The following is a 21,726-nucleotide window of genomic DNA, read 5'->3' on the forward strand; positions in this document are numbered from 1 at the left end:
TCCTGTCTTGCTGGGCAGGAAAAGAAAAAAACCAACTTAGCCGCAACGCCATCCCCTTAAGCGCAGGGCACGACCAAGTTAGCCAACGCTTTCCTGGTAGAAGGCATATGCGTCGTCGACTTGTTCGAAGGTATGCAGCTTGCCCTGCACCAGGACGGCCGCGCTGTCGCAGTGTTCGCGAATATAGCCGGCGTCATGGCTGACGATGATCAGCGAACGGTCGCGGCGCTTTTCGAATAGTTCGCGGTGGCATTTGCTATGGAACCGGCTATCGCCCACCGCGATGATTTCATCAATCAAAAAGCAGTCGAACTCAATGGCCATGGAAATGGCGAACGCCAGCCTGGCTCGCATGCCTGCCGAATAGGTTTTTACCGGCTCACGCAGGTAGTACCCCAATTCGGAGAACTCTTGCACGAACGGTTCTGCCGCTTTGGCATCGCTGCCGTACACCCGGCAGATGAAGCGCAGATTGTCCATGCCGGTCAGACTACCTTGGAATGCGCCACCAAATGCCAGGGGCCAGGACACACTCATGCCGCGGCGAATCTTACCTGCAGAGGGAAGTTCCGCACCGCTGATCATGCGAATCATCGTGGATTTCCCGGCGCCATTGCGGCCGAGAACACCAATCTTTTCTCCCTTGGCGACGCGCAGGTTGATCCCGTCCAGAACAGTGCGCCGACCCTGACGGGTATGGTAGATCTTGGAGAGATTCGCCAATTCGATCATTCCGGCTCCACTCGCTTGCTGGCGTCCATCACGAAAAACAGACCGACTAACAGCATCACCAGATCGGCAACGACCATGTAACCGATGTCGTAATGGGGCTTGACTAGCGCACCGAAATAGCCCCCGCGTACCATCTCGACGCCATGAACCATCGGAAGCAGCAAAATGTACTTTTGGACGGCCCTTGGCATCCAGTCGACCATGAACAGCGCCCCCGAAAGCGGAAATAGCAGATAGGCGACGGTATGCCAGATCCGTTCAGCAGCTTCACTCCGCTCGCTTAGCGCACCGACGATAAAACCCAGCCCAATGCCAAAGACGGACAGATAGATCCAGCCGCCAATGATCTGCGTGATATCAGCCGGCGGCTCCATCATGCCCAAGGTAACAAACAGCGTTGTCAAAAACAAAAAGGAAATGGTCGCCCCGGCAATCTCCAGAATGACGCGCGACAAAAACAGATCGATCACCCGGACATTACGGTGATACAGCAAGCTCTGATTGGGCTCAATCGCCAACGCGCAACGGCTTGCGCTGTTTCGCCAGACCAGTACCGAGGAATATCCAGTTACGGCAAACGCGGTGATAGGCAAGCTGGAACCATGGGTGGCTTTGCTCAACGTCCACAGCGCTGTCACCCCCAAGGTGAACATCATCGGCTCGAAAAACACCCACAGGAAGCCGATGTTGTGCCGCCCGTAGCGGGTAAGGATTTCGCGCATCAGCAAAGCCCCCACCACGCGCAACTGGATCTGGAATGATCTCAGCAATGGCGTGTCATGTCGCATGCAGGTCTCTTCTCTACCTTAATCGTGGTGCTCGCGAACGCCGGCAAGCACTAAGCTGAGAACCCCCCACACCAGCATGCCCAGGGCGAAAATTTCGAAAATCCGCTTCAACCGCTTCGGTTCGACCGCCACATCCGGCTGATTCGGCTGCACCAGACGTTCCAGGTACAGTTGCTTGCGCTGCGCTTCAGCGCGGGCATTCTCCAGCGCCGCCATCGCCGATGCCAACTGTTTGTCGGCAAACTGCGAGTCGAGTTGAAGGCGGGTGTAGTTGGCGGCCTTATCCGACAGCGAACCCTTGCCCCCCGTTACACCGCCCGTTGCTTCCTGGATTTGTTTTTCCACTGCGGCAATATTGGTTTTCAGCACCGGAATCTGCGGATTCTGTGGCGCAATGGCTTGTAGCTGGGACAGCTGCGTCTGCGTACTGAACAGTTGCGCCTGCAGCGTAGTTACCTGCTGCAATTGCAAGGCCGACTGCCTGTCGGGGTCGAACACGGTGTTCGATTTACGATAGGTCGCCAGCGCTGCCGCCGCATCCTTGGCTTTGGCCGCAGCCGCGTCGACCTCGCCGCGCGCGAACTGCACCATGTCTTTCGCCGCGCGCTCGTTCATGCGGTTGATCAAGTGCTCACTCAGTTCCAGCAGAGACTCATTGATCTTGATCGCATCCTGCGAGGTGAACGAGCGCACCTGCAGCGTGGTGATCGCGGAGGTGGAGTCGAACTCCACCGTGACCACGCGCTTGTTGTAGTACTTCCAGAGCGCTTCAAAACTATCGTCGAACTGCCGCAGGAACCGGCTCAGGATGTCGCCGTGGTTGCCGTAGGCGTCGAGGATATAGTTGTTTCGGTTCAGCTCGCCCAGGGCATCGCGCGATTCGATGTAATCGATCACCGGATAGGTGTCATCCTGCGCCCGCGAGAAGCCGGTGCCCTGCAAGAGCGCACTCAGGCTGCCGCTCTGGCTCTGCCGCTGCGGGCTGCGCACCACAAAGCGCGACTCAGAAACGTAGATATCGGACGCAACAACGCCAAAGTAGAGCGTCGCGAGCGCGGTTGGCACAACAACAGTGCCGAGAAAGAGCCGGTTAACGCGTTTCAAACGCTGCCAAAGCCCACTTCTGCTTCTGGTCGCCTCAGCGGCCGTGTCTTCTCTCAGTACCGTATCCAACGTATTTTCCAATGCAGTGCATCCCGACGCAGTGCGCCAGGCCGGTACCCTGAAGCTGAGCACGCGCTCAACGCCGGGCGATCCATCAATAAACGCAGACTTATCTGCGCGTTACCACCCCAATATGACGGCCGCATGACGCGTTCGCAATTCCTCAATTGAGGGGAGTTGATTATAGCCAGGGCCTCATGACGGCGCTATTGCGCGCCGCAGCCAAACGCATCAGATTAACAACGCCTCCAGGGCATCCCCTTACGAGACATTGCCGCCTAGGGTATCCTCGTGCCCTGCTCGGACTGTCACCGAAGCGAGCTTTGCCTCGCCCTGCAGATCTGACTGCCTCACCCCTCTTCCCTGATACTTAGGCTGCTGCACGCCCCAACAGATGCGCCGATCGTTTCTCGCCCTGCAAGGCACGGCATCGCCTTTCTTCCGCCAACTGCTGTCCGCTCTGAGCGCACGCGGACACCATGTGCAGCGGGTGAACTTCTGCGGGGGCGATCTCGCCTATACCGGCATCGAGAGAGGGTGCAATTACACGGGTGAACTAAATGCCCTTTCTGGCTGGTATTCCGACCTACTCAAATCAGGTAGCTTTACCGACCTCCTACTCTTTGGGGATTGCAGGAAAATCCACCAGCCTGTATATCCGAGTGCCGAGCGAAATAATATTCGCGTGAACGTATTCGAAGAAGGTTATGTCCGGCCTCATTGGCTTACCATGGAAGTGCACGGCGTGAATGGCCGCTCGCGGTTGCCGCGCGACCCGGCGTGGTATCGCGAGCACCGCGCAGTGACGCCGCCCCACGCTCCTGGCCAAAACACCGGCTACAACCTCTACGAACGCGCTTACCACGACATCCGCTACCGCATGGCAAATGCCTTGTACGCCAGCCGTTTTCCGCACTACCAAAGCCATCGCCCCCATAACGGCTACCGCGAATACGCGGGGCTGGCCAAGCGCCTGCTTCAGGAGCGCCAGTATCGGGTTGAAGCGGAACGGCTGACGGAGCGCCTGCTCGCAAAGAAGCTGCCCTACTACTTGTTTCCGCTGCAACTGAATTCGGACTCCCAGATCCAGACCCACTCGCCGTTCGATGGCATCCGGCAGGCGATTGACCATGTGCTTGCCTCGTTCGCCGCGCATGCGCCTGCTGATGCGCTTCTGGTCATTAAGAATCATCCGCTTGACACAGGGCTGATCGAGTATCGCCACTACGCCAATAAAGCCGCAAAGTCGCTCGGCATGGCAGACCGCCTTGAGTTCATCGATGCCGGCCACCTGCCGACCTTGCTCGATCACGCGCGTGGCGTGGTGGTGGTCAACAGCACGGTCGGGCTGTCTGCCCTGCACCACCGCCGGCCGCTGAAGGCATTGGGAACGGCCATCTACGACATGGAAGGCATGACCTGGCAGGGCACCCTGGATACGTTCTGGCGAGAAGCGGAAGAACCGGACATGGCCTTGTACCAGGTGTTCCTTGACTACCTAGTGCACCACACGCAAATCAACGGCGACTTTTACACACGCACCGGCATCGCCATGGCCACGGCCGGCGCGGTGAAGCGGTTGGAGGCTGTGGCCCATGACTGACCGCCGCCCCCATTGCATTGTCATCACCGGAGCCAGCGCAGGCATTGGCCAGGCGCTGGCTCGCGCATACGCGGCACCCGGCGTCACGCTCGGACTGGTTGCGCGCGATGCAGTGCGGTTGGAAGCCTGCGCCGAGCAGTGCCGGCAGGCCGGCGCCACCGTAATCACTGCGCAATTGGACGTCCGTGACGCTGGGGCAGTGGCCGCATGGCTGACGGCATTCGACGATGCGCACCCGCTCGACCTGCTGATCGCAAACGCTGGCGTAGCAAATACATTGTCTTCAGCTAGCGACTGGGAAGACCTTGCGCGCACACGCGAGGTCTTCGACACCAACTTCTATGGGGCGTTTCATACGCTGTTGCCTGTGCTGGCACGCCTGCGTGCACGCAAGCGTGGCCATGTGGCGGTGATCAGCTCGCTGGCGGCCATTCGCGGCATGGCCATCTCGCCGGCTTATTGCGCGAGCAAGTCGGCAATCAAGGCTTATGGAGAATCGGTGCGACCGTTGCTGGCGGCAGACGGGGTGCTCCTGTCATTGGTCTTTCCCGGCTTCGTCAAGACGGCGATGAGCGACGTCTTCCCCGGCGATAAGCCTTTCCTGTGGTCAGCTGACAAGGCGGCTCGCCACATCCGCGCCAAGCTGGATGCGGGGCGAGCGGAGATTGCATTTCCGGCGCTGCTGGCGCTGGGTATGCGCCTGCTGCCACTGCTGCCTCCACGGCTGGGGGACCGCATCCTGGACCGGCTGTCCTACCTGCCCCGGGCAGAGCGGTAACGCAGCATGCCAGGCGCAGCCATTTTCCTGCTTGCCCTGGCGATGTCGTTCCTGCCGGACGCCATCGCCTTGCCGCGTTCCGCGCCGCCGTGGCGGCGCAACGCTGCGGCGCTTGCCACGCATGGCTTTTCGGTGGCGACGGTGTTCCTGCTGACGCTGGCGGTATCGGTACGCCCGGTGTTCGCGGGGTTCGTGGCCGTGTCGTTGACGGGATTGCTGGCCGTGGTCAGCAATGCCAAGTATGCGTCGCTGCGCGAACCACTGGTGTTCTCGGACTTAAGCCTGTTCAGCCAGTTGTTCCGGCATCCGCGCATGTACCTGCCGTTCCTCAGCTTTGCCAACGTGCTGGCGCTTGGCTTTGGTGTGGCGGTCTTCGTAGGGATGATGGTGCTGAGCATGCCGCTGCAGGGCGCCTCGCGGGGGCTGCTGCTGGCCGGCGCGGCGGCTAGCTTCCTTTTGCACGCATGGGCTGTGCGAACGCTTCGGCTGACAATGCAGCCCGATGCCGACCAGCGCCAGCATGGCTTCTACGCGGTGTTCGTGGCCTACTTGCTGAACGGCCTGCGCCCCACCACTGCGGCAGCGCTGCGCACAGCGATGAGCCATGGGCCGTTCTCGCGCACGGCGGAACCAACGGTACGGCCGGACGTCATCGTCATCCAGAGCGAATCGTTTTTCGACGCGCGCCGGCTCGGTCTCGCCGTGCGCGCCGATCTGCTGCCGAACTTTGACGCAGCCTGCGCCGAAGCGGTGCAGTGCGGCCAACTGGAAGTACCGGCCTGGGGCGCCAACACGATGCGCACGGAATTTGCCGTGCTCTCGGGGTTGGATTCTGGCGCGCAAGGCTACGCCAGGTTCTACCCATATGCTTATATACGCCAGCCGTGTACTTCGTTGGCGGGGTGGTTCCGGCGCGCGGACTACCGTACGTTGGCTATGCATCCGTACCACGGAGACTTCTTCGGCCGGCACCGCGTTCTGCCGCTAATGCATTTCGATCGCTTTCTCGATATCCGCCATTTCAACAAGGCGCAGCGCGCGGGTCCCTACGTGGCCGACCTTGCGGTGGCCGATGCCATTCAGGTCGAACTTGAGGCCGCCGGCGATTCGCCGGCGTTCGTCTTCGCGATGACCATCGAGAACCATGGGCCGCTGCACCTGGAACACGTGGCGCCCGGGGAGGCCGCTTCCTATCATGCGTTTGGCGAAGGCAAGCCTTGGAACGACCTGACCGCCTACCTCCGCCACCTCGCAAATGCGGACGCCATGATCGGGCAGTTGACGCGCTATCTGGCTACCCGCAAGCGTCCCGCGATCCTCTGCTTCTATGGCGACCACGTGCCGGCACTCCCGGCGGTTTATCGGCAGACCGACCATCTACCCATCCATAGCGACTATCTGTTGTGGCGCAGTGATGCCGCCTCGGCGCCACCAAGCCAGCAGAAGCGCATGCGGGTACATGCCGAATCGTTGGGCAAACTGCTGATCGATTGCATCAGCGCCCCGCTACCGGCATCGCAGGATGCCGGGGCATCAAGAACAAACGCGGCGAGCACTGAAAGCCAACAGCAGCAACAGTAGTCTCTGCCACCTTGGTGTGCCCAGAGGTAGCAACGTGAAGCCGCAAGCAGCGCAGAAATCGAGCAGGTTAAGAAGATGAAAGATGCAATAGCTATTGTCGGAATGTCGTGTCGGTTTCCGGGCGGTGTTCACAGCCCGGAGGATTATTGGAAGCTCCTGGTTGCTGAAACCGACGCCGTGACCGAAGTGCCGGCGGACCGCTTCAGTACCGAGTTTTATCAACACCCCTCAAAGCGTGAGCCCGGCAAGAGCTATACTTTTGCGGCCGGCGTCATCGACAACGTCGCGGGCTTTGATGCCGATTTCTTTGGCATCTCGCCGCGCGAAGCGCAGCAGATGGATCCTCAGCAGCGCCTGCTCCTCGAACTGGCCTGGGAAGCCTTCGAACATGCAGGGCACCACCCCCAACAGATGGCCGGCCAGGACTGCGCAGTATTCGTCGGGGTGGCGGCGCAGGACTATGGCGACCGGGGCGTCGACGACCTCAGCGTGGTGGACGCCTACTCCGCCACCGGCAATACGCTGAGCATCGCCTCCAACCGCATCTCGTATCTGTTCGACCTGCGCGGGCCGAGCATGTCGATCGACACCGCATGCTCGTCGTCGCTGGTGGCACTGCACCAGGCATGCAACGCGATCCGAGCCGGAGAGGTGGAAACGGCGTTGGCAGGCGGCGTCAATCTTCTGCTGCACCCGTTCCCCTTTGTCAGCTTCGCCAAAGCCTCGATGCTGTCGCCCACCGGCCGCTGCCGCGCTTTCGATGCTTCTGGCGATGGTTATGTGCGTGCCGAAGGCGGCGCGCTGGTGCTGCTCAAGTCGCTGTCCAAGGCGCTGGCCGACGGTGACACCATCCATGCCGTGATCGCGTCGTCGGGGGTCAACTCCGATGGCCACTCGCAAGGCGGCATCAATGTGCCGGCGTCGGCCACGCAAGCGGCGCTGCTGGAAAACGTGTACGCCCGCGCCGGGGTCGATCCGCGCGAAGTGGACTATCTGGAGGCGCACGGCACCGGCACCGCAGTCGGAGACCCAATCGAGACGCGCGCGCTGATCGACGTGATTGGCAAGCTGCGCAGCCCCGATGCGCCGTTGCTGATCGGCTCGGCCAAGACCAATGTCGGGCATCTGGAAACGGCGTCCGGCATGGCTGGCCTCATCAAGGCAATTCTGTGCCTGAAACATCGCGCGGTGCCAGCGTCGATCCACTTCCGCACGCCGAACCCCAATATCGACTTCACGGGTGGCAACCTGCGTGTGGTCGATCGCTACACACCGTTGGCGGCCAAGGACAAGCGCCTGCTTGTCGGCGTAAATTCGTTTGGTTTTGGCGGCACCAATGCGCACGTTCTGCTGCGCGAAGCCGCGCCGCCTTCCAAAGCAGCAAAAGCCGGCAAGGCGACCAGCGTTGCGCAAAACCGCCCCGCTCCGTTGATGCTCAGCGCGCGTTCGCAAGAAGCGCTGCAGGCGCTGGCCGCCGCCTATCGGGACCAACTCGGCGCAGGCACGTCCTGGCAGGCGCTGGCAGGCGCGACGGCTCATCGCCGACAGCCCTTACGCTACCGCGCCGTCATCGACCCATCTAACGCTGCAGACGTTGCCGCAGATGGCATCGCGGCGCTGGCTGCGCTGGCGCAAGGCGACACCTGCCCCGCTGTGGTGACGGGCGAGGCCGTCGCCAACGACGGCAAGCTGGCGCTGGTGTTCTCCGGCAATGGCTCTCAGTGGGCCGGCATGGGGCAGCGCCTGCTGCAGGAGGACAGTGTCTTCTGCGCAACCGTAAAGCAGATCGATGCCTTCTGGTGCGCCGACGGCAGCGCATCGCTGCTCGATGTGATGCGTGCAGGCGCCACCGCGGAGTGGCTGCAGCGCACGGAAAACGCGCAGCCACTGCTGTTTGCCATACAGGCGGGCATCGTGCAATCGCTGCTGGAGCAGGGCCTGCGCTTTGACGCATGCTATGGCCATAGCGTGGGCGAAGTCGCGGCGGCGTATGCCGCGGGCGCCTTGTCGATGGAGCAGGCCGTGCGCGTCATCAAGGTTCGCAGCCGCGCCCAGGCGCTCACCGCTGGCAAAGGCAGGATGGCCGCTGCAGGCGTGGGTGAAGGGGCCGCGCGCGAACTGATCGCCGCGTTGGGCCTTGACGACGTGTTGGAAGTCGCCGGCATCAACAGCCCCGGCGCCGTCACGCTGGCCGGCCCCCTCACGGCACTGGAAGCCGTGCAGGCGCATTTGGCGCAGGCAAATCAGTTCTTCCAGATGCTCGATCTAGACTACGCCTTCCACAGTCGGCAAATGGATGCCATCCATGATGTTGTGCTGGAAGGTCTGCGAGGCCTGCAACCGCGGGCAACACACAGCACTTTTGTCTCAACGGTGACCGGCACGCCGCTGTCGGGCGCCGAACTGGACGCCAGCTATTGGTGGCGCAATATCCGCGAGCCTGTCCAGTTCGAGCCGGCCACGCGCCAGCTGATCGATGGCGGCATGCGGCTGTTCCTGGAAATCGGGCCGCACTCGATCCTGCGCGCCTACGTGTCGCAATCGTTGGAGGCGGCACGCGCGAACGGCAGCGCCCTGCCAACGCTCAAGCGCAACCACGACCAGAGCAGCCAGCTGCGCCACGCGTTCTGCACGGCGCTCGCACACGGCGCGCGGCTGGATCGCAATACCGTCTACCCCGACGCACACCGCGACGTCGTGCTGCCGACCTATCCGTGGCAGCGCACGCCCTACTGGGCCCCCATCACCGCAGAAGGCTACGACCTGGTCCACCGCCACCGCCAGCACCCGCTGCTTGGCTACCGGCTGAAGGACTGCGCGGCAGCCTGGGAAAACCAGATCGACCCAGTCAAGCTCCCCATGCTCGCCAGCCACGTGGTGGACGGGGCTGTCACCTTTCCTGGGGCGGGTTACGCGGAGATGGCGCTGGCTGCGGCGCGCAGCTACTTCGGTACCGTGACTTGCGCGGTGGAGAATCTGGAGATTCGCACCCCGGTGGTATTCCAACCGCAGCAGGGCCGACTGTTCCGCTTTACGCTCGATCCGCGCACTGCGGGTTTCGTGATCGAAACGCGCCCACGCGTGAGCGACGATCCCTGGACCATCAATGTGGCCGGTCGCTTGCTGATCGGCGGCCCGTCGCAGACCGCGCCGGCCATCGAGCCGCAAAGCATGGCTGCGCTCGAAGAGCAGGCCCCCATTGCCGGCAGCACGCTGTACCAGGCGGCACTCGCGATCGGCTTGGAGTTTGGCGAGGCCTTCCGCTGGGTGCAGACGGTCCGCATCGACGGTAACGTTGCACTCGCTGAGCTTGCAGCGCCCGCCTCGCAGCAGGCTCATCTGGATCGCTACACGATGCATCCGGGCGCGCTCGACAGCGGCCTGCATCCGCTGCTGGCCCTGATGGCCGCCGGCAAGCCCGGTGCTGAGCAGGCCGCCTACGTACCGGTGCAGTTTGGCCGCATGGATTACTTTGGCGGCGTGCCGGCCCGCGTGGTGGCGCGGATCGAACGCCGCAGTCCGCATTCGTTGGTCGCCAATTTCCAATACCTGGATGCCGGCGGCAATACAGTGCTGAAGCTCTCCGCATGCCGCTTCCGCCGCGTAGATCTGATCCGCCGTCGACACGGCAAACCTGGGCGCTATGTCTTTGCGCTGGAAGCCAAGCCGGCAACCGAAGCGATTGCTGCGGCTGCGACGCCTTCGCCGGCCAGCCTGTTGGCCACGGCAGCCACCATGGTCGCCGGCACCGAAGACGCCGCGCATCGCGACAGGCACCTCACCGAAGTCATGCCGCTGATCGACGTGCTGGCTGCGGCCTACGCGTTGCGTGCCGTCGAAGCGCTGCACGTCCGCGCCAAGGCCGAGCTGCCGGCCTGCGCGAATCCAGCACTGCTCGCACGGCTAGTCGACATGTTGCTGGAAGACGGCATCCTCGTGCGCCGCGACGGCGTGCTGGCACTGGGCGACGAAACGCTGCCGCCTATCGAAGAACTCTGGCGGAGCCTGCTATCCCTGTCGCCCAGCCATGTTGCCGAGCTGACGCTGCTGGCACATTGCGGCGCCTCGCTGCCGGCCATTCTGAACGGCGAACTGGAAGCGGGCGCCGTGCTGCCCCCGGCGCGCAACAGCCTGCTGGACCATCTGTTCGAGGCCTCCCCAACGTGGTCGCATGTCAACGCAATGGCCAGTGCTAGCCTGGATGCGTGCATCGAGAGATGGACCCTGCGCCGCCCGATGCGGGTTCTGGAAATCGTCCCGCCGGAAGCCAATCTATTCGAGCCGATCGGCGCGCACCTGCAGGGCCGCTGCGAGTACACCATCGCCGGCAGCCCCGAGCAGCTCGGCGCCTTTGATACCGGCCGTCATCCGCTAATCCGCACGGCGACGATACAACTGAGCGATCAGCCCGAGTTGACCGTCGAGCCGGGACGCAGCCACACGTTCGATGTGGTGGTGGTCAATAACCTGCTGCGCACATCTGGCAAGCCGAATCGATTGCTGGCGGCCGTGCGCACGTGGATGACGCCTGGGGCACTGCTGGTGCTTAGCGAGGCCCAGCCAAGCCGTTTCTCCGACATTGTGTTCGGTTTGTCGCCGGAATGGTGGTCCGCAGGTCGTGGGGATTTGCTCCCCGCCGAGTCCATCGAAGCCATGCTGCTTGCCGAGGGCTTCCAGTCACCAGCCCGCCACGTCGAGGCTGATCTCCAGATTGAAGGCGCACCGGCGCTGCTGCTGGCGCGCCGCCAGCTTGGACGTCAAGCCGATTCATGCGATATCGGCGAGATCGTCACAGAAGGAATTGACGGCAACGCCGAGCAATTGGGGGCGAACTGGCTGGTGGTCTGTCCTGGCACACCGGCCGAACTCGCCACCACGCTGGCTGCCGCGCTCGAAGAGGCCCTTGCTGGCGCAAGCCTGGCGAGCCGCAGCCCGCGCGTTGCGTTGGTGGAGTCCCCCGAAGCGGCGCTGGAGCATGCCGCACTGGACGAAGCGGGAGCACCGTGCCAGATCGTCTTCCTTGCTGCAGACGCGCCAAGGCTTGACGATAGCGCCGACGCGGGCACGCTGATGCAGGCGCAAGAGCCGACTTCAGTCGCGCTTGCACGTTTAGTGCGCGGCTTGAACGGCAAGCGCGCCAGCGCGCAACTGTCGATCGTCACCTGCGGCGGCGCGCCGCTGGCTGCGCCCGGCACGCCAGCAACGGCGCTGCAGCCGTCGCAGGCCACCCTGTGGGGTCTGGGCCGCGTGCTGATGAACGAGCACGCCGAACTGCATTGCAGGCTCATCGATATCGATCCACGCGAGACGCAGCCAGTACCGGCGCTCAGCCGTGAGCTGCTATGTGCCGATGCGGAAGATGAAGTCGTGCTCGGCCTCGAAGAACGCTACGTGCCGCGCATGCTGACCGCCGAAGTGAGCGAGCTGCGCGAACAGGCCACACGGGCCGCCGCAGGTGCATCGGCCATACCCGCTGTGCTCGGCTTTGAATCGCCGGGCTCACTGCGTCACCTGCAGTGGTTCCCGCTGCCCGAGTTCGAGCTGGAACCCGACGAAGTCGAAGTGGAGCCGATGGCCGCGGGCCTGAATTTCCGTGACGTGATGTACGCGATGGGCCTGTTGTCTGACGAAGCCGTCGAGAACGGTTTTGCCGGTCCAACCATCGGCATGGAGTTCTCCGGCCGCGTCACGCGTGTGGGCAGTGCGGTCGCGAATTTCGCCAGCGGCGATCTGGTGCTCGGTTTTGCCCCCGCGTGTTATGCGAGCCGGTTGCGTACCCGCGCGACGGCGCTGGCACACAAACCCGCGCGGCTGAGCTTTGAGGAAGCCGCCACGATCCCGACCACGTTCTTCACCGCCTATTACGGGCTCAACGAACTGGCGCGCATTCGCAAGGGCGAGCGCGTACTGGTGCATGGCGCGGCCGGCGGTGTCGGCATCGCTGCAATCCAGTTGGCACGCCACCTCGGTGCCGAAGTATTCGCCACCGCAAGTAGCAATGAAAAGCGCGAGTTTGTACGCCTGCTCGGCGCAAGCCGCGTGTTCGACTCACGCAGCCTGGCATTCGCCGACGAGATCCGGCGCGCGACCGGAGGCGAAGGTGTCGATGTCGTGCTGAACTCGCTCGCCGGCGAGGCGATGGTGCGCAGCATCGACGTGCTACGTCCGTTCGGTCGCTTCCTCGAGCTCGGCAAGCGCGATTTCTACGAGAACAGCCGTATCGGCCTGCGCCCCTTCCGCAACAACATCAGCTATTTCGGCATCGACGCCGACCAGTTGATGGATGCGTCGCCGCAGCTCACCGCATCCCTGTTCGCCCAGGTGATGGCGCTGCTCGATCAGGGCGTGCTCGATCCGCTGCCCTACCGCGCGTTCCCTGCCGCACGCATCGAGGAAGCCTTCCGCTACATGCAGCAGGCGCGCCAGATCGGCAAGATCGTAGTCACCTTCGCCGGCGGGGTGCCCGCACCGCAGGCCGCCAGCGCATCGCATCTCGCGCTGGATCCGTCGGCCGCCTATCTGGTTGCGGGCGGCACCGGCGGTCTGGGCTTCGCCACGGCACGCTGGCTGGTCGAGCGCGGCGCACGTCATCTGGTGCTGGCCAGCCGGCGCGGCACGCTCGCGCCCGAACTGGCCGAGGAAGCGGCGCACTGGCGCGACACGCTCCAGGTAGATACGGCGGTCGTGTCGTGCGACCTCAATAATGGCGCGGCGGTGCGGGCGCTGGTCGACGGACTGGGCCGCAGCGGCACGCCGCTGAAGGGGCTCGTGCATTCTGCAATGACCATTGCCGACGGCCTGATCGCCAACCTGGACGACGCCAAGATGCGCGACGTACTGGCGCCCAAGGTTGCCGGTGCCTGGAACCTGCATCAGGCCACGCGCGAACTCGCCCTGGACTTTTTCGTGGTGTATTCGTCGGCCACCACCTTCCTGGGCAACCCCGGGCAGTCCAACTACGTGGCCGCCAACGCCTTCCTTGAGGCGCTGATTCACCAGCGCCGCGCGCAAGGCCTGCCGGGCACCTACATGGCTTGGGGCCCACTCGAGGACGTGGGCTTCCTCGCCCGCAATGCCCAAACACTGGAGGCGTTGCAGGCCCGCATTGGCGGCCGCGCAATCACCTCGGCACAGGCGATGACCGCGCTCGAACAGGTGCTGCAGTGCGGCCATGCCGGCGAAGCGCTACTGTGGCTCGACTGGAAGTCCATCTCGCGCGTCATGCCAGCCGCACGCTCGCTGCGCTATCTCGACATGCGGGGCGGCATCGGACAGGAAACGCAGCGCGCCGATGGCGCTAGCATGAAAGCCGAGATCCGCGCGCTTGACTCCGCCGAAGCCGTGCAACTGGTGATCGAGACACTGCAGGCACAGATCGCTCGGATCCTCCACCTATCTGCCGCCAAGGTCGATCCTGATCGCTCAGTGACCGATCTGGGCATGGACTCGCTGATGGGCATGGAGCTCGGCATGGCAATTGAGGAGTGCTTCGAGGTCAAGCTGCCGGTGATGATGTTGGCCGAAGGTGCGACCGTGCGCTCGCTCGCGCAGAAGATAGCTGAATCGGTGCGCGCCGGCGCAACCGACGGCCAGGAAGCAGGCGCTGCAAGTGATGTCGAGCAGCAATTGGCCTCACTGTCGGCCATCCATGGCTCGGAAATCAGCAGCGACGAACTGCAACGCATGGCACGCGAAATGACCGCCAACCGAGCAGTCGCAGATGTCCTCACTGAGACGACCTCGTGATGACCGCGCCGGGCTGGGCAAGCAATCAGGGAACACTGGCGCGCGAGCTGCGGCTGTACGGCCGCGGGCTGCACACCGGCAAGCGCGTCAATGTCCGCGTGCATCCTGAGCGCGTCGGGCACGGCATCGTGTTCCGGCGCATGCGCGGCGGCCAGCAGCTTGCATTACTGCCCGCCTCTGCGGCGCTGCGCCTGGGGCAGCCGTTGTGCACGGCACTCCAGAATGCCGATGGCTGGCGCGTGCGCACCGTCGAACACCTGCTGGCAGCTTTGCTGGCATGCCAGATCGACCACGCCACCGTCGAGATCGATGCCGAAGAGGTGCCGATCCTGGATGGCAGCGCACAGCCCTGGCTGCAGGCGATCGAGGCCTGTGGACGCCTCCCGCTGGATGCACCCAAGCGCTTCCTGCGGATTCTCAAGACGGTTGCTGTGGAAGATGGCGGCATGCATCGCACGATCATCGAACCGGCCGACCACTATGCGATGTCCGTAACCAACGACCTCAAGGGGTTCGGCGAGATGAACTGGCAGGGCATCATCGACCCCGTTTCGTTCGCTTCCGACATCGCGCCATCGCGCTCATATGGCCGCCTGCGCTGGGCGGTGCCAGCCATCTTGTTTGGCTATCTGCGGGGCCAACCGATTCTGCGCGGCGCGAGGCCGTCATGCACCGCTACCATTGTCGGCTCCGGCGTGATCGGCGGCATGCGCCTGCCGATGGAGTTCGTGCGGCACCGCGTGCTTGATCTAATCGGCGACCTAGCTCTGCTGGGCGCGCCGCTGCTAGGCAAGGTCACAGCCTTGCGCCCCAGCCACGAAATGAATTACCGGCTTTGTGCCGCCCTGCTCGCCCGGCCCGATGCCTGGGAATGGGCATACCCCACACACTGACGAAGGAATCCGCGGTATGAGACTGGGCGACCAGTTGCGACAGCAGCTTGCTGCTAAGGCCCTGAAGCGGCAGCTTGATCGGGTCACGAAAGAAATGGAGACGGGAGCCGAACGGGCGGCAGTTGCGGCCCATACCGGTGAAGCGTCGGCAGCACAGCCGGTCAATCCGGCGGACTATGCGGCACTGTGCCGCTTCGACACGCTGCCTGCGTACCAGCAGGTCTCGATCATCCGCGAGGTAAGCGAGCGTTTGGGTATTGCGTCGCCGTTCTTCCGCGTCCACGAAGGCGTGGCCGGGGCCACCACGCAGATCAACGGCCAGTCCTATATCAACTTCGCCAACTACAATTATCTCGGCCTATCCGGGGATGCTGAGGTATCGGCCAGCGCCAAAGCCGCAGTCGACCAGTATGGCACCTCGGCGTCGGCAAGCCGCATGGTGGCCGGCGAGCGGCCGGTCCAGCGCGAGCTAGAGCGCGCACTGGCAAGCGTCTACGAGGTCGACGACTGCGTCGCCTTCGTCAGCGGGCATGCCACCAACGTCACCGTGATCGGATGCCTGTTTGGCCCCGGCGACCTGATCGTGCATGACGCGTTGGCGCACAACAGCATCGTGCAGGGGGCGCAGCTCAGCGGCGCCAAGCGGCTGAACTTCCCGCATAACGACTGGGCAGCGCTTGACGCCCTGCTCACGCGCGTGCGGCGCGACTACCGCCGTGTGCTGATCGCCGTGGAAGGCATCTACAGCATGGATGGAGACTTCCCCGAGCTGGAACGCTTCATCGACATCAAGCGCCGCCACGGTGCCTTCCTCATGGTCGACGAAGCGCACTCGTTCGGCGTGCTCGGTGCGACAGGCAAAGGCATCCGGGAGCATTTCGGGCTGGCCGGCCGCGACGTCGATATCTGGATGGGGACTTTCAGCAAGACGCTGGCGGGCTGCGGCGGGTACATCGCCGGCGAGCAGGCGCTGATCGACATCCTGCGCCACCTGGCACCCGGTTTCCTGTACAGCGTTGGATTGTCACCGGTGCTGGCCGCCACCTCGCTGACCGCTCTTCGGCGCATGCTGGATGAGCCGCAACGAGTCGCCAAGCTGCGCGAGCGCGGACGTCAGTTCCTGGACGCCGCACGTGAAGCGGGCCTCAACACGGGGCTGAGCGCCGGATACTCGGTCGTGCCAGTGATTATCGGCAGTTCGCTCAAGGCCGCGCAATGGGCCAATGCACTGTTCGAGAAAGGCATCAACACGCAGCCGATCTTTTATCCCGCGGTGGAGGAGAAAGCCGCGCGGCTGCGCTTCTTTATCTGCTCCACCCACACGCCGGAACAGATCGCTTATACGATAGCGTCCGTTGCGCAGCTGGCACGGCGTTAGCACTATGGACACGATGCTGCAGATGGATCAGTCATCGGGCTCGGCACTCACGTTCCGTCGCGCTGCGGCTAGCGATGCCGCTGCGCTGGCGCCATTGGTGCTCGCCTCCGGCCGCCAGGAATTTGACTGGCTGCTGGGCGTGCCACCGGCCGCATGCGAGGCTTTCCTGCGCCGTGCCATCGCCACCCCAAGCGTAAGCGGTCTTTTAAGGGCGCCCCTTGCGGCCGCCGGCGGTATCCGCTAGACGGTTGAGGGCTTGAGCCTCCAGGGCAGCAGAGCCTCGTAGTCGTCGGCGGTCTGTGCGTGTGGCAACGCCTTGAACAAGGCAACGAGATACTGATACGGATCGACGTCGTTGGCCTTGCAGGTTTCCACCAGCGAGTAAAGACTTGCGCTAGCGTTGGCACCGGCCACGGTGTCGCAGAAGAGGAAGTTTCTCCGTCCGATCACGAATGGCCTAATCGCGTTCTCGCAGGGATTGTTCGAGATCGGCCAGGTTCCGTTCTCGATGTAGCGCACGAGCTTTGGCCACTGCCCATGCAGGTAGTGCAGCGCCTTGCCGAACAGGCTTTGCGGCAGCACGGTATGCAGATGTTGCAGCAGCATCGTTTCGATCTCGGCCAGCAGCGGCTGGCTTTGTTCGGCGCGAACCTGCTGCCGTTGTTCCGGCTTCATCTTGAGCGTGTGGCTTTCGATGGCAAACAGCTTGCCGATGCGCTGCAGGAATCCGGTGACCGGGTGGTCGGGGCGCTTGTCCTTGGGCAAGGCTTGCTCCGCCTCGACCAGGTAGCGGCGCGCGTGTGCCCAGCATCCGAGATGCACCAACTGATAGGTGTTTGCGACGTCGTCGTATGGTGCATAGCCGTCGGTCATCAACACCGCCCCAGGCTTGATGCCGGCATAGAGAGCCGTAGCCTGCTTTGTCTCGCGTGTCGGGCTATAGGCAAACAACCGTACCGGCGGCCCTGTGCCATTCATCTGCGCCCATAGGAAGCTCTTTCTCTGGGCAGGCCTGCCGGGCTCCTTGAGCACCTGTACCGTTGTCTCGTCACCGTACACGACGTCTGCTTCCAGCAGATGGTCACGCAGCAGGTTGATGATTGGCTGCACCGCCTGGCCTACTCGCACTATGCTTGCGGCCAGGGTGCCGCGAGAGAGGTCCCCGCCGAAGCGATGCAGCAGCGCTGCCTGGCGGTACAGCGGCAGGCCATCCTGATACTTCGAGGTGATGCACCAGGCCAGCGCCGATTCGGTAAGGAGTCCCTTGGGAATAATGCGCGCCGGTGCCGGCGTCGTCTTGATGCCGCCGTCGCAGCATGGGCAGGCGTACTTGACCCGCTGGTGCTGGATCACGCGGACCTGCTGCGGCACGATGTCGAGCTGTTCGCTGACCTCGACGCCAATCTCGACCAGAGCCTGGCCATCGAGGGGGCAGACGCGTTCCGATTCGGGTAGTTCGTGACGAACCTCGACACGGGGCAGCGCCGGGTCGAGCGGCTTGCGGCCGCGCTTCTTGCGTTTGTGTCCGGCCACTTCGGTCTCGGGCGTACCTTCTTCTTCCTGCGCCGGCTGCGCGGCCGCCGTCGCCAAGGCCTCGGCCTCATTGAGGAACAAGTCCTTCTGCTCCGAGCCTCGCGCCTCGCTCTTTGCGGCGAACAGCTTACGCTGAAACGCCTTGAGCTGTTCCAAGAGCAGGTCTCGCTGGACCGTCATCACACGCAGTTCGCCCTTGATTGCCTCGCGTTCCGCGAGTATTGCCTTGAGCTCGCGCTCGGCGTCTCGCAACAGTTGCAGCTCGGCGGCGGTAACGGTGACGGGCGTGGATGGCATGGCGGGTTAGACCGCTGCCGCCAAACAGCGTTCACGCAGCGCGATGGTATTCTCGGTGCGGGTGCCGGCGCATCGCCTCGATGTCGATTCCCTCGAGCAGCCAGTGCAACTGTTCGACCGTCAGCGTAGCCACAGCCGCCTCGCGTGGCCAGGCAAACCGGTCCGCCTCCAATCGCTTCAACAATAGCCAGAAGCCGTTGCGATCCCACCCGAGAATCTTGATGCGATCGGCCCGCTGGTTACGGAACACAAATACAGCCGATGCAAACGGATCCAGCCCGAGCGTCTGCTCGACCAGCAGTGCCAGGCCGTTGATGTTCTTACGGAAGTCCACTGCGTCGCGATGCAGATACACCCGCAGCTCAGCGTCGAGCCGAAACATCAACGGTCTCCACTCAGTGCTTCGATCATTGCCTTTACGAGCCCAACGTCTCGCTCGCTGCATTCGAGCTCAAGTGATACACCGTTGGGCAGCTTTGCGCTCAAGAGCGCCAGCGGTTGCGCTTGCCGCGGTGGCGGATCGCCAGTCGCTGATGCCGCTTCGTGACGCGGCACCGCAACCTTTGCAAGTGTCTCGATTGGCCGCGAATCCTGAACCTCCTGGACAACCGGCACGAATGCCGGCAACGCACCTCGCGCCTGCACTGAATCTCGGTAGTCCCGAATCCATTTGCGCAACTGGTTAGCGTTGATACCGGCCTTGAGCGCCGTGCCCGAGACCGATGCTCCCGATTGAAGACAGAACTCAATCAGACGCCGCTTGGCCGCTGGCTCGTAGTCGCGCTTCCCATTGGAGCGGACTCGCACCGCCTGCAGCGGAAATAGGTCAATCTCGTCTTGGATCATGTTTGCGTCCGCAAAGTCTTTGCGGACGCTAGCCTGCCAACGTTCAGCCTTCAATACCAGACGTCGTCAATTGAGCGCTTACCCCCAAGCGGGCGTTTCTCGTGGAAGCGCCATTTGGTCGCCACGATCGGCGGTCAGCCAATCGCTGCCCTTGCGATCCAGGACGGTCGGCACAACTGGCTGGATGATCTCTACGCAGTCCGCGACTTCCTGCAGCATTTTGGCCTGCGCCGCACGCCCAGCATCATCCGCCGCGGGCTGATTCTCGAAAGCGAGATTCCCGCTCCCACGCGGCGACAAACGCTGGTGGCCCACTGCGCCACGCACCCCGATCTGCGCGGCCGGGGAATTTTCAGGGCCCTCTTCTCACACGCAATCAAGCAGCAACTGCTTCCTTCCACGGTCGGGCAGACGCTTGTGCTCGATGTGCTGGACACGAACCACCGTGCAGCGGCGCTTTACCGGGAACTCGGATTCGAACCAATGGAACGTGGCCGCCGCTCGGCTAGCTTGCCAGTGCACCTGGCGGCCACTCGGATGCGGTATTGCGCTTGCAGCTGACTGGGCGAGTGTCGGCCCAGTAGGTGCAGACCCACCACGCGCTATTAACAGCAGACGGCTAGCATGCGGGCCGGGACTGATTGGACATCACGACCAACACAGTCCGCGACGGCCTATGGACCTCTCTGTCAAGTTCCAACCCGGAAGTGCTCCGGGCTCTGGCCAGCATTGACCGCACGCTGCAGCCAATCCGGCATATCGCCCTCTCCATCCCACGTTTGACCCTCAGCACTACGACATCGTGCTTTCGATGAAGCGCGACGAAGCGGCGGAAAACACCCTGCGGCAGTGAGATCGGCATACGCCAGGCCATATCGTGCGATCTGCATGCGAACCCACGCGATAGCCTCAGCCCGTCGCCGCAACATCGCCGCAGGGCTGGACTCGATCATGGACAGATCAACACGATTCGGCATGTAGCGAGGTTTCTAGGAAAAGAAAGATGAGTATTCGGCTTTCGGCGTGGCAAGGTTTCCCGGTATCGCGTCATCAGCGATGAACGCGCTTTAACAGTCCTCCACCACTATCCCAATGGACATCCACATCGCGAAGCAGATGGCCGCTGAGAATGTAGTCATCGGATGCTGCGGCTATGGCTTCCAGCTTGACCAACTCACCAACCGGCAACGTATCTAGATTGAATGACAGAAAAGGTTCCGTTGGCGAAAGGTCAACTTGGCGCGATAGAGCCCAGCCACAAGCGGCTTCAATGATTGCACGGCAATGTTTTCCTGGCTACGAAACTCAACGCGAACCCTTGCTTTCTGGCCCATGTGGCGAAGCTCGACGGCATCCTGCCAATCCGTTTCGTAATCCAGCTCAACGACTGCGATTCCGCTTTTCGTTTCTTTTTTTGCTTCCTGTCTACGCGCTAGTTGCCTGCAATTACGGCTTGTCGGTACGCAGTACTTCCAACACAGCGGACAGCGCGCGCCGCAAGTTCTGCACATCGACCGAACCTGTCACAGCGGCTGACATCGGCGCCGCAACTTCCGTCTCCGGCTCATCAGCTTCGACTTGCGAGGCCGCACTTACGCCATGTCGCAACTCATCCAACCGATTCCGCGCGCCATTGATCGTGAAGCCTTGCTCATACAGCAGCTCGCGAATGCGCCGGATCAGCAGGACTTCATGATGCTGGTAGTAGCGTCGGTTGCCGCGTCGCTTGACTGGCTTGAGCTGCGTGAACTCCTGCTCCCAATAGCGCAGCACATGCGGCTTGACGGCGCACAGGTCGCTCACCTCACCAATGGTGAAGTAGCGTTTGGCAGGAATCGGCGGCAGGTTGACCCGCTCTGTGTGTTTGTCGGCGGCCATACAGGGCTGGACTACAGGGCTGGCGAAAGAAACGGATTGAAAAGACGGCTGAGCGAATTCACGCAGCAGAATTACGCGACGTCGACCGGCAGCGGCTCGACGCGCTCTTCAACGAGTGCCTTGAGCTTCTGGCTAGCGTGGAACGTCACGACGCGGCGCGCAGTGATGGGGATGATTTCCCCCGTCTTCGGATTTCGGCCCGGGCGCTGCGGCTTGTCGCGCAGCTGGAAATTACCGAAGCCAGACAGCTTGACACTGTCACCCTGCTCGAGCGCCTCACGAATCACGTCAAAAAACGCTTCAACCATGTCCTTCGACTCACGCTTGTTCAAGCCGACCTGCTCGAACAGCATCTCGGCAAGCTCGGCCTTGGTAAGCGTCGGCACGTCCTGAGCGCGCACATCACGTGCGTCGGCCAATGCCGCCGAAGAAGAACCGAGCGAGTCGCCCAAGGATGCCGCCAACGCAGGCGCGTGTTGATCGTTCATAGGATTCGCTTAGCGTATTCG

17 protein-coding genes and 1 pseudogene are annotated in these 21,726 nt (G+C 62.9%); 8 read left to right on the forward strand and 10 right to left on the reverse strand.

Going from position 1 to position 21,726, the window contains the following annotated elements; translation table 11 throughout:
- Positions 1 to 78: 78 nt before the first annotated feature.
- From RP6297_RS08020 to RP6297_RS08030, 3 genes are read right to left on the reverse strand one after another with little or no spacing between them, the layout of a single operon-like run.
- On the reverse strand, positions 79 to 732 hold the full coding sequence (locus tag RP6297_RS08020; protein ID WP_009240829.1) for an ABC transporter ATP-binding protein: 654 nt from the start codon (positions 730 to 732) through the stop codon (positions 79 to 81).
- On the reverse strand, positions 729 to 1,520 hold the full coding sequence (locus RP6297_RS08025; RefSeq protein WP_009240830.1) for an ABC transporter permease: 792 nt from the start codon (positions 1,518 to 1,520) through the stop codon (positions 729 to 731). The genes RP6297_RS08020 and RP6297_RS08025 overlap by 4 nt, the downstream gene beginning before the upstream one ends.
- An 18-nt stretch (positions 1,521 to 1,538) precedes the next feature.
- Complete coding sequence (locus RP6297_RS08030; protein ID WP_370452696.1) at positions 1,539 to 2,693, reverse strand: hypothetical protein; 1,155 nt, start codon at positions 2,691 to 2,693, stop codon at positions 1,539 to 1,541.
- Between the two features lie 385 nt (positions 2,694 to 3,078).
- Between RP6297_RS08030 and RP6297_RS08035 the strand changes: the two genes are divergently transcribed.
- The 7 genes from RP6297_RS08035 (at position 3,079) to RP6297_RS08065 (ending at position 16,907) form a co-directional block, all read left to right on the forward strand.
- Positions 3,079 to 4,287 carry a capsule biosynthesis protein gene (locus RP6297_RS08035; RefSeq protein WP_009240832.1) on the forward strand — a complete coding sequence of 403 codons (1,209 nt, stop codon included), beginning with the start codon at positions 3,079 to 3,081 and terminating at the stop codon, positions 4,285 to 4,287.
- Positions 4,280 to 5,065, forward strand: a complete 786-nt coding sequence (locus RP6297_RS08040; RefSeq protein WP_009240833.1) for an SDR family NAD(P)-dependent oxidoreductase — start codon at positions 4,280 to 4,282, stop codon at positions 5,063 to 5,065. Before RP6297_RS08035 ends, RP6297_RS08040 begins: the two co-directional genes overlap by 8 nt.
- 6 nt (positions 5,066 to 5,071) lie before the next feature.
- The gene (locus RP6297_RS08045; RefSeq protein ID WP_009240834.1) at positions 5,072 to 6,646 is read left to right on the forward strand and encodes an LTA synthase family protein; all 1,575 of its coding nucleotides are present in this window, start codon (positions 5,072 to 5,074) and stop codon (positions 6,644 to 6,646) included.
- A gap of 75 nt (positions 6,647 to 6,721) precedes the next feature.
- Positions 6,722 to 14,392, forward strand: coding sequence for a type I polyketide synthase (locus tag RP6297_RS08050; protein ID WP_009240835.1), 7,671 nt, complete (start codon positions 6,722 to 6,724; stop codon positions 14,390 to 14,392).
- Complete coding sequence (locus tag RP6297_RS08055; protein WP_009240836.1) at positions 14,392 to 15,285, forward strand: UDP-3-O-acyl N-acetylglycosamine deacetylase; 894 nt, start codon at positions 14,392 to 14,394, stop codon at positions 15,283 to 15,285. Before RP6297_RS08050 ends, RP6297_RS08055 begins: the two co-directional genes overlap by 1 nt.
- Positions 15,286 to 15,301: 16 nt before the next feature.
- A complete protein-coding gene (locus RP6297_RS08060; RefSeq protein WP_009240837.1) occupies positions 15,302 to 16,663 on the forward strand; it encodes an aminotransferase class I/II-fold pyridoxal phosphate-dependent enzyme in 1,362 nt (453 codons plus the stop codon).
- Positions 16,664 to 16,667: 4 nt separating this feature from the next.
- Entirely contained in the window at positions 16,668 to 16,907 is a 240-nt protein-coding gene (locus RP6297_RS08065; RefSeq protein WP_037028557.1) for a hypothetical protein, read from the forward strand.
- On the opposite strand, the gene tnpC is transcribed toward RP6297_RS08065, so the two are convergent.
- Genes tnpC through tnpA form a run of 3 tightly spaced genes read right to left on the reverse strand, consistent with a single transcriptional unit; the run spans position 16,904 to position 19,339 of the window.
- A complete protein-coding gene (tnpC, locus tag RP6297_RS08070) occupies positions 16,904 to 18,493 on the reverse strand; it encodes an IS66 family transposase (RefSeq protein WP_008652249.1) in 1,590 nt (529 codons plus the stop codon). The two genes, RP6297_RS08065 and tnpC, sit on opposite strands and share 4 nt — an antisense overlap.
- A gap of 31 nt (positions 18,494 to 18,524) precedes the next feature.
- A complete protein-coding gene (gene tnpB, locus RP6297_RS08075; RefSeq protein WP_008652247.1) occupies positions 18,525 to 18,875 on the reverse strand; it encodes an IS66 family insertion sequence element accessory protein TnpB in 351 nt (116 codons plus the stop codon).
- Positions 18,875 to 19,339: an IS66-like element accessory protein TnpA gene (tnpA, locus tag RP6297_RS08080; RefSeq protein ID WP_008652244.1), complete on the reverse strand. Its 465-nt coding sequence runs from the start codon at positions 19,337 to 19,339 to the stop codon at positions 18,875 to 18,877. The genes tnpB and tnpA overlap by 1 nt, the downstream gene beginning before the upstream one ends.
- Positions 19,340 to 19,453: 114 nt before the next feature.
- Here tnpA and RP6297_RS08085 point away from each other — a divergent pair, with 114 nt between their 5' ends.
- The gene (locus RP6297_RS08085; RefSeq protein ID WP_223293221.1) at positions 19,454 to 19,900 is read left to right on the forward strand and encodes a GNAT family N-acetyltransferase; all 447 of its coding nucleotides are present in this window, start codon (positions 19,454 to 19,456) and stop codon (positions 19,898 to 19,900) included.
- 128 nt (positions 19,901 to 20,028) lie between these two features.
- Here the strand turns inward: RP6297_RS08085 and RP6297_RS08090 are convergent, their stop codons facing one another.
- The 4 genes and pseudogenes from RP6297_RS08090 to RP6297_RS08105 form a co-directional block, all read right to left on the reverse strand.
- Positions 20,029 to 20,316: an H-NS family nucleoid-associated regulatory protein gene (locus tag RP6297_RS08090; protein WP_009277588.1), complete on the reverse strand. Its 288-nt coding sequence runs from the start codon at positions 20,314 to 20,316 to the stop codon at positions 20,029 to 20,031.
- Positions 20,317 to 20,389: 73 nt separating this feature from the next.
- A pseudogene (locus tag RP6297_RS08095) lies at positions 20,390 to 20,733 on the reverse strand (PHA-granule associated protein 4).
- Between the two features lie 52 nt (positions 20,734 to 20,785).
- Positions 20,786 to 21,217 (reverse strand): MerR family transcriptional regulator, encoded by a 432-nt coding sequence (locus tag RP6297_RS08100; RefSeq protein ID WP_009240839.1) that lies wholly within the window; start codon positions 21,215 to 21,217, stop codon positions 20,786 to 20,788.
- A 71-nt stretch (positions 21,218 to 21,288) separates the two neighbouring features.
- Positions 21,289 to 21,705, reverse strand: coding sequence for an integration host factor subunit alpha (locus RP6297_RS08105; RefSeq protein WP_009277587.1), 417 nt, complete (start codon positions 21,703 to 21,705; stop codon positions 21,289 to 21,291).
- Positions 21,706 to 21,726: the final 21 nt, after the last annotated feature.

Origin of the sequence: Ralstonia pickettii (assembly GCF_016466415.2) — a bacterium.
GTDB lineage: Bacteria > Pseudomonadota > Gammaproteobacteria > Burkholderiales > Burkholderiaceae > Ralstonia > Ralstonia pickettii.

Coding starts and splice junctions, on each gene's coding strand:
- RP6297_RS08020 (WP_009240829.1), bottom strand. CDS start 732: ATGATCGAATTGGCGAATCTCTCCAAGATCTACCATACCCGTCAGGGT.
- RP6297_RS08025 (WP_009240830.1), bottom strand. CDS start 1,520: ATGCGACATGACACGCCATTGCTGAGATCATTCCAGATCCAGTTGCGC.
- RP6297_RS08035 (WP_009240832.1), top strand. CDS start 3,079: ATGCGCCGATCGTTTCTCGCCCTGCAAGGCACGGCATCGCCTTTCTTC.
- RP6297_RS08040 (WP_009240833.1), top strand. CDS start 4,280: ATGACTGACCGCCGCCCCCATTGCATTGTCATCACCGGAGCCAGCGCA.
- RP6297_RS08045 (WP_009240834.1), top strand. CDS start 5,072: ATGCCAGGCGCAGCCATTTTCCTGCTTGCCCTGGCGATGTCGTTCCTG.
- RP6297_RS08050 (WP_009240835.1), top strand. CDS start 6,722: ATGAAAGATGCAATAGCTATTGTCGGAATGTCGTGTCGGTTTCCGGGC.
- RP6297_RS08055 (WP_009240836.1), top strand. CDS start 14,392: ATGACCGCGCCGGGCTGGGCAAGCAATCAGGGAACACTGGCGCGCGAG.
- RP6297_RS08060 (WP_009240837.1), top strand. CDS start 15,302: ATGAGACTGGGCGACCAGTTGCGACAGCAGCTTGCTGCTAAGGCCCTG.
- RP6297_RS08065 (WP_037028557.1), top strand. CDS start 16,668: ATGGACACGATGCTGCAGATGGATCAGTCATCGGGCTCGGCACTCACG.
- tnpC (WP_008652249.1), bottom strand. CDS start 18,493: ATGCCATCCACGCCCGTCACCGTTACCGCCGCCGAGCTGCAACTGTTG.
- tnpB (WP_008652247.1), bottom strand. CDS start 18,875: ATGTTTCGGCTCGACGCTGAGCTGCGGGTGTATCTGCATCGCGACGCA.
- tnpA (WP_008652244.1), bottom strand. CDS start 19,339: ATGATCCAAGACGAGATTGACCTATTTCCGCTGCAGGCGGTGCGAGTC.
- RP6297_RS08090 (WP_009277588.1), bottom strand. CDS start 20,316: ATGCCGAATCGTGTTGATCTGTCCATGATCGAGTCCAGCCCTGCGGCG.
- RP6297_RS08100 (WP_009240839.1), bottom strand. CDS start 21,217: ATGGCCGCCGACAAACACACAGAGCGGGTCAACCTGCCGCCGATTCCT.
- RP6297_RS08105 (WP_009277587.1), bottom strand. CDS start 21,705: ATGAACGATCAACACGCGCCTGCGTTGGCGGCATCCTTGGGCGACTCG.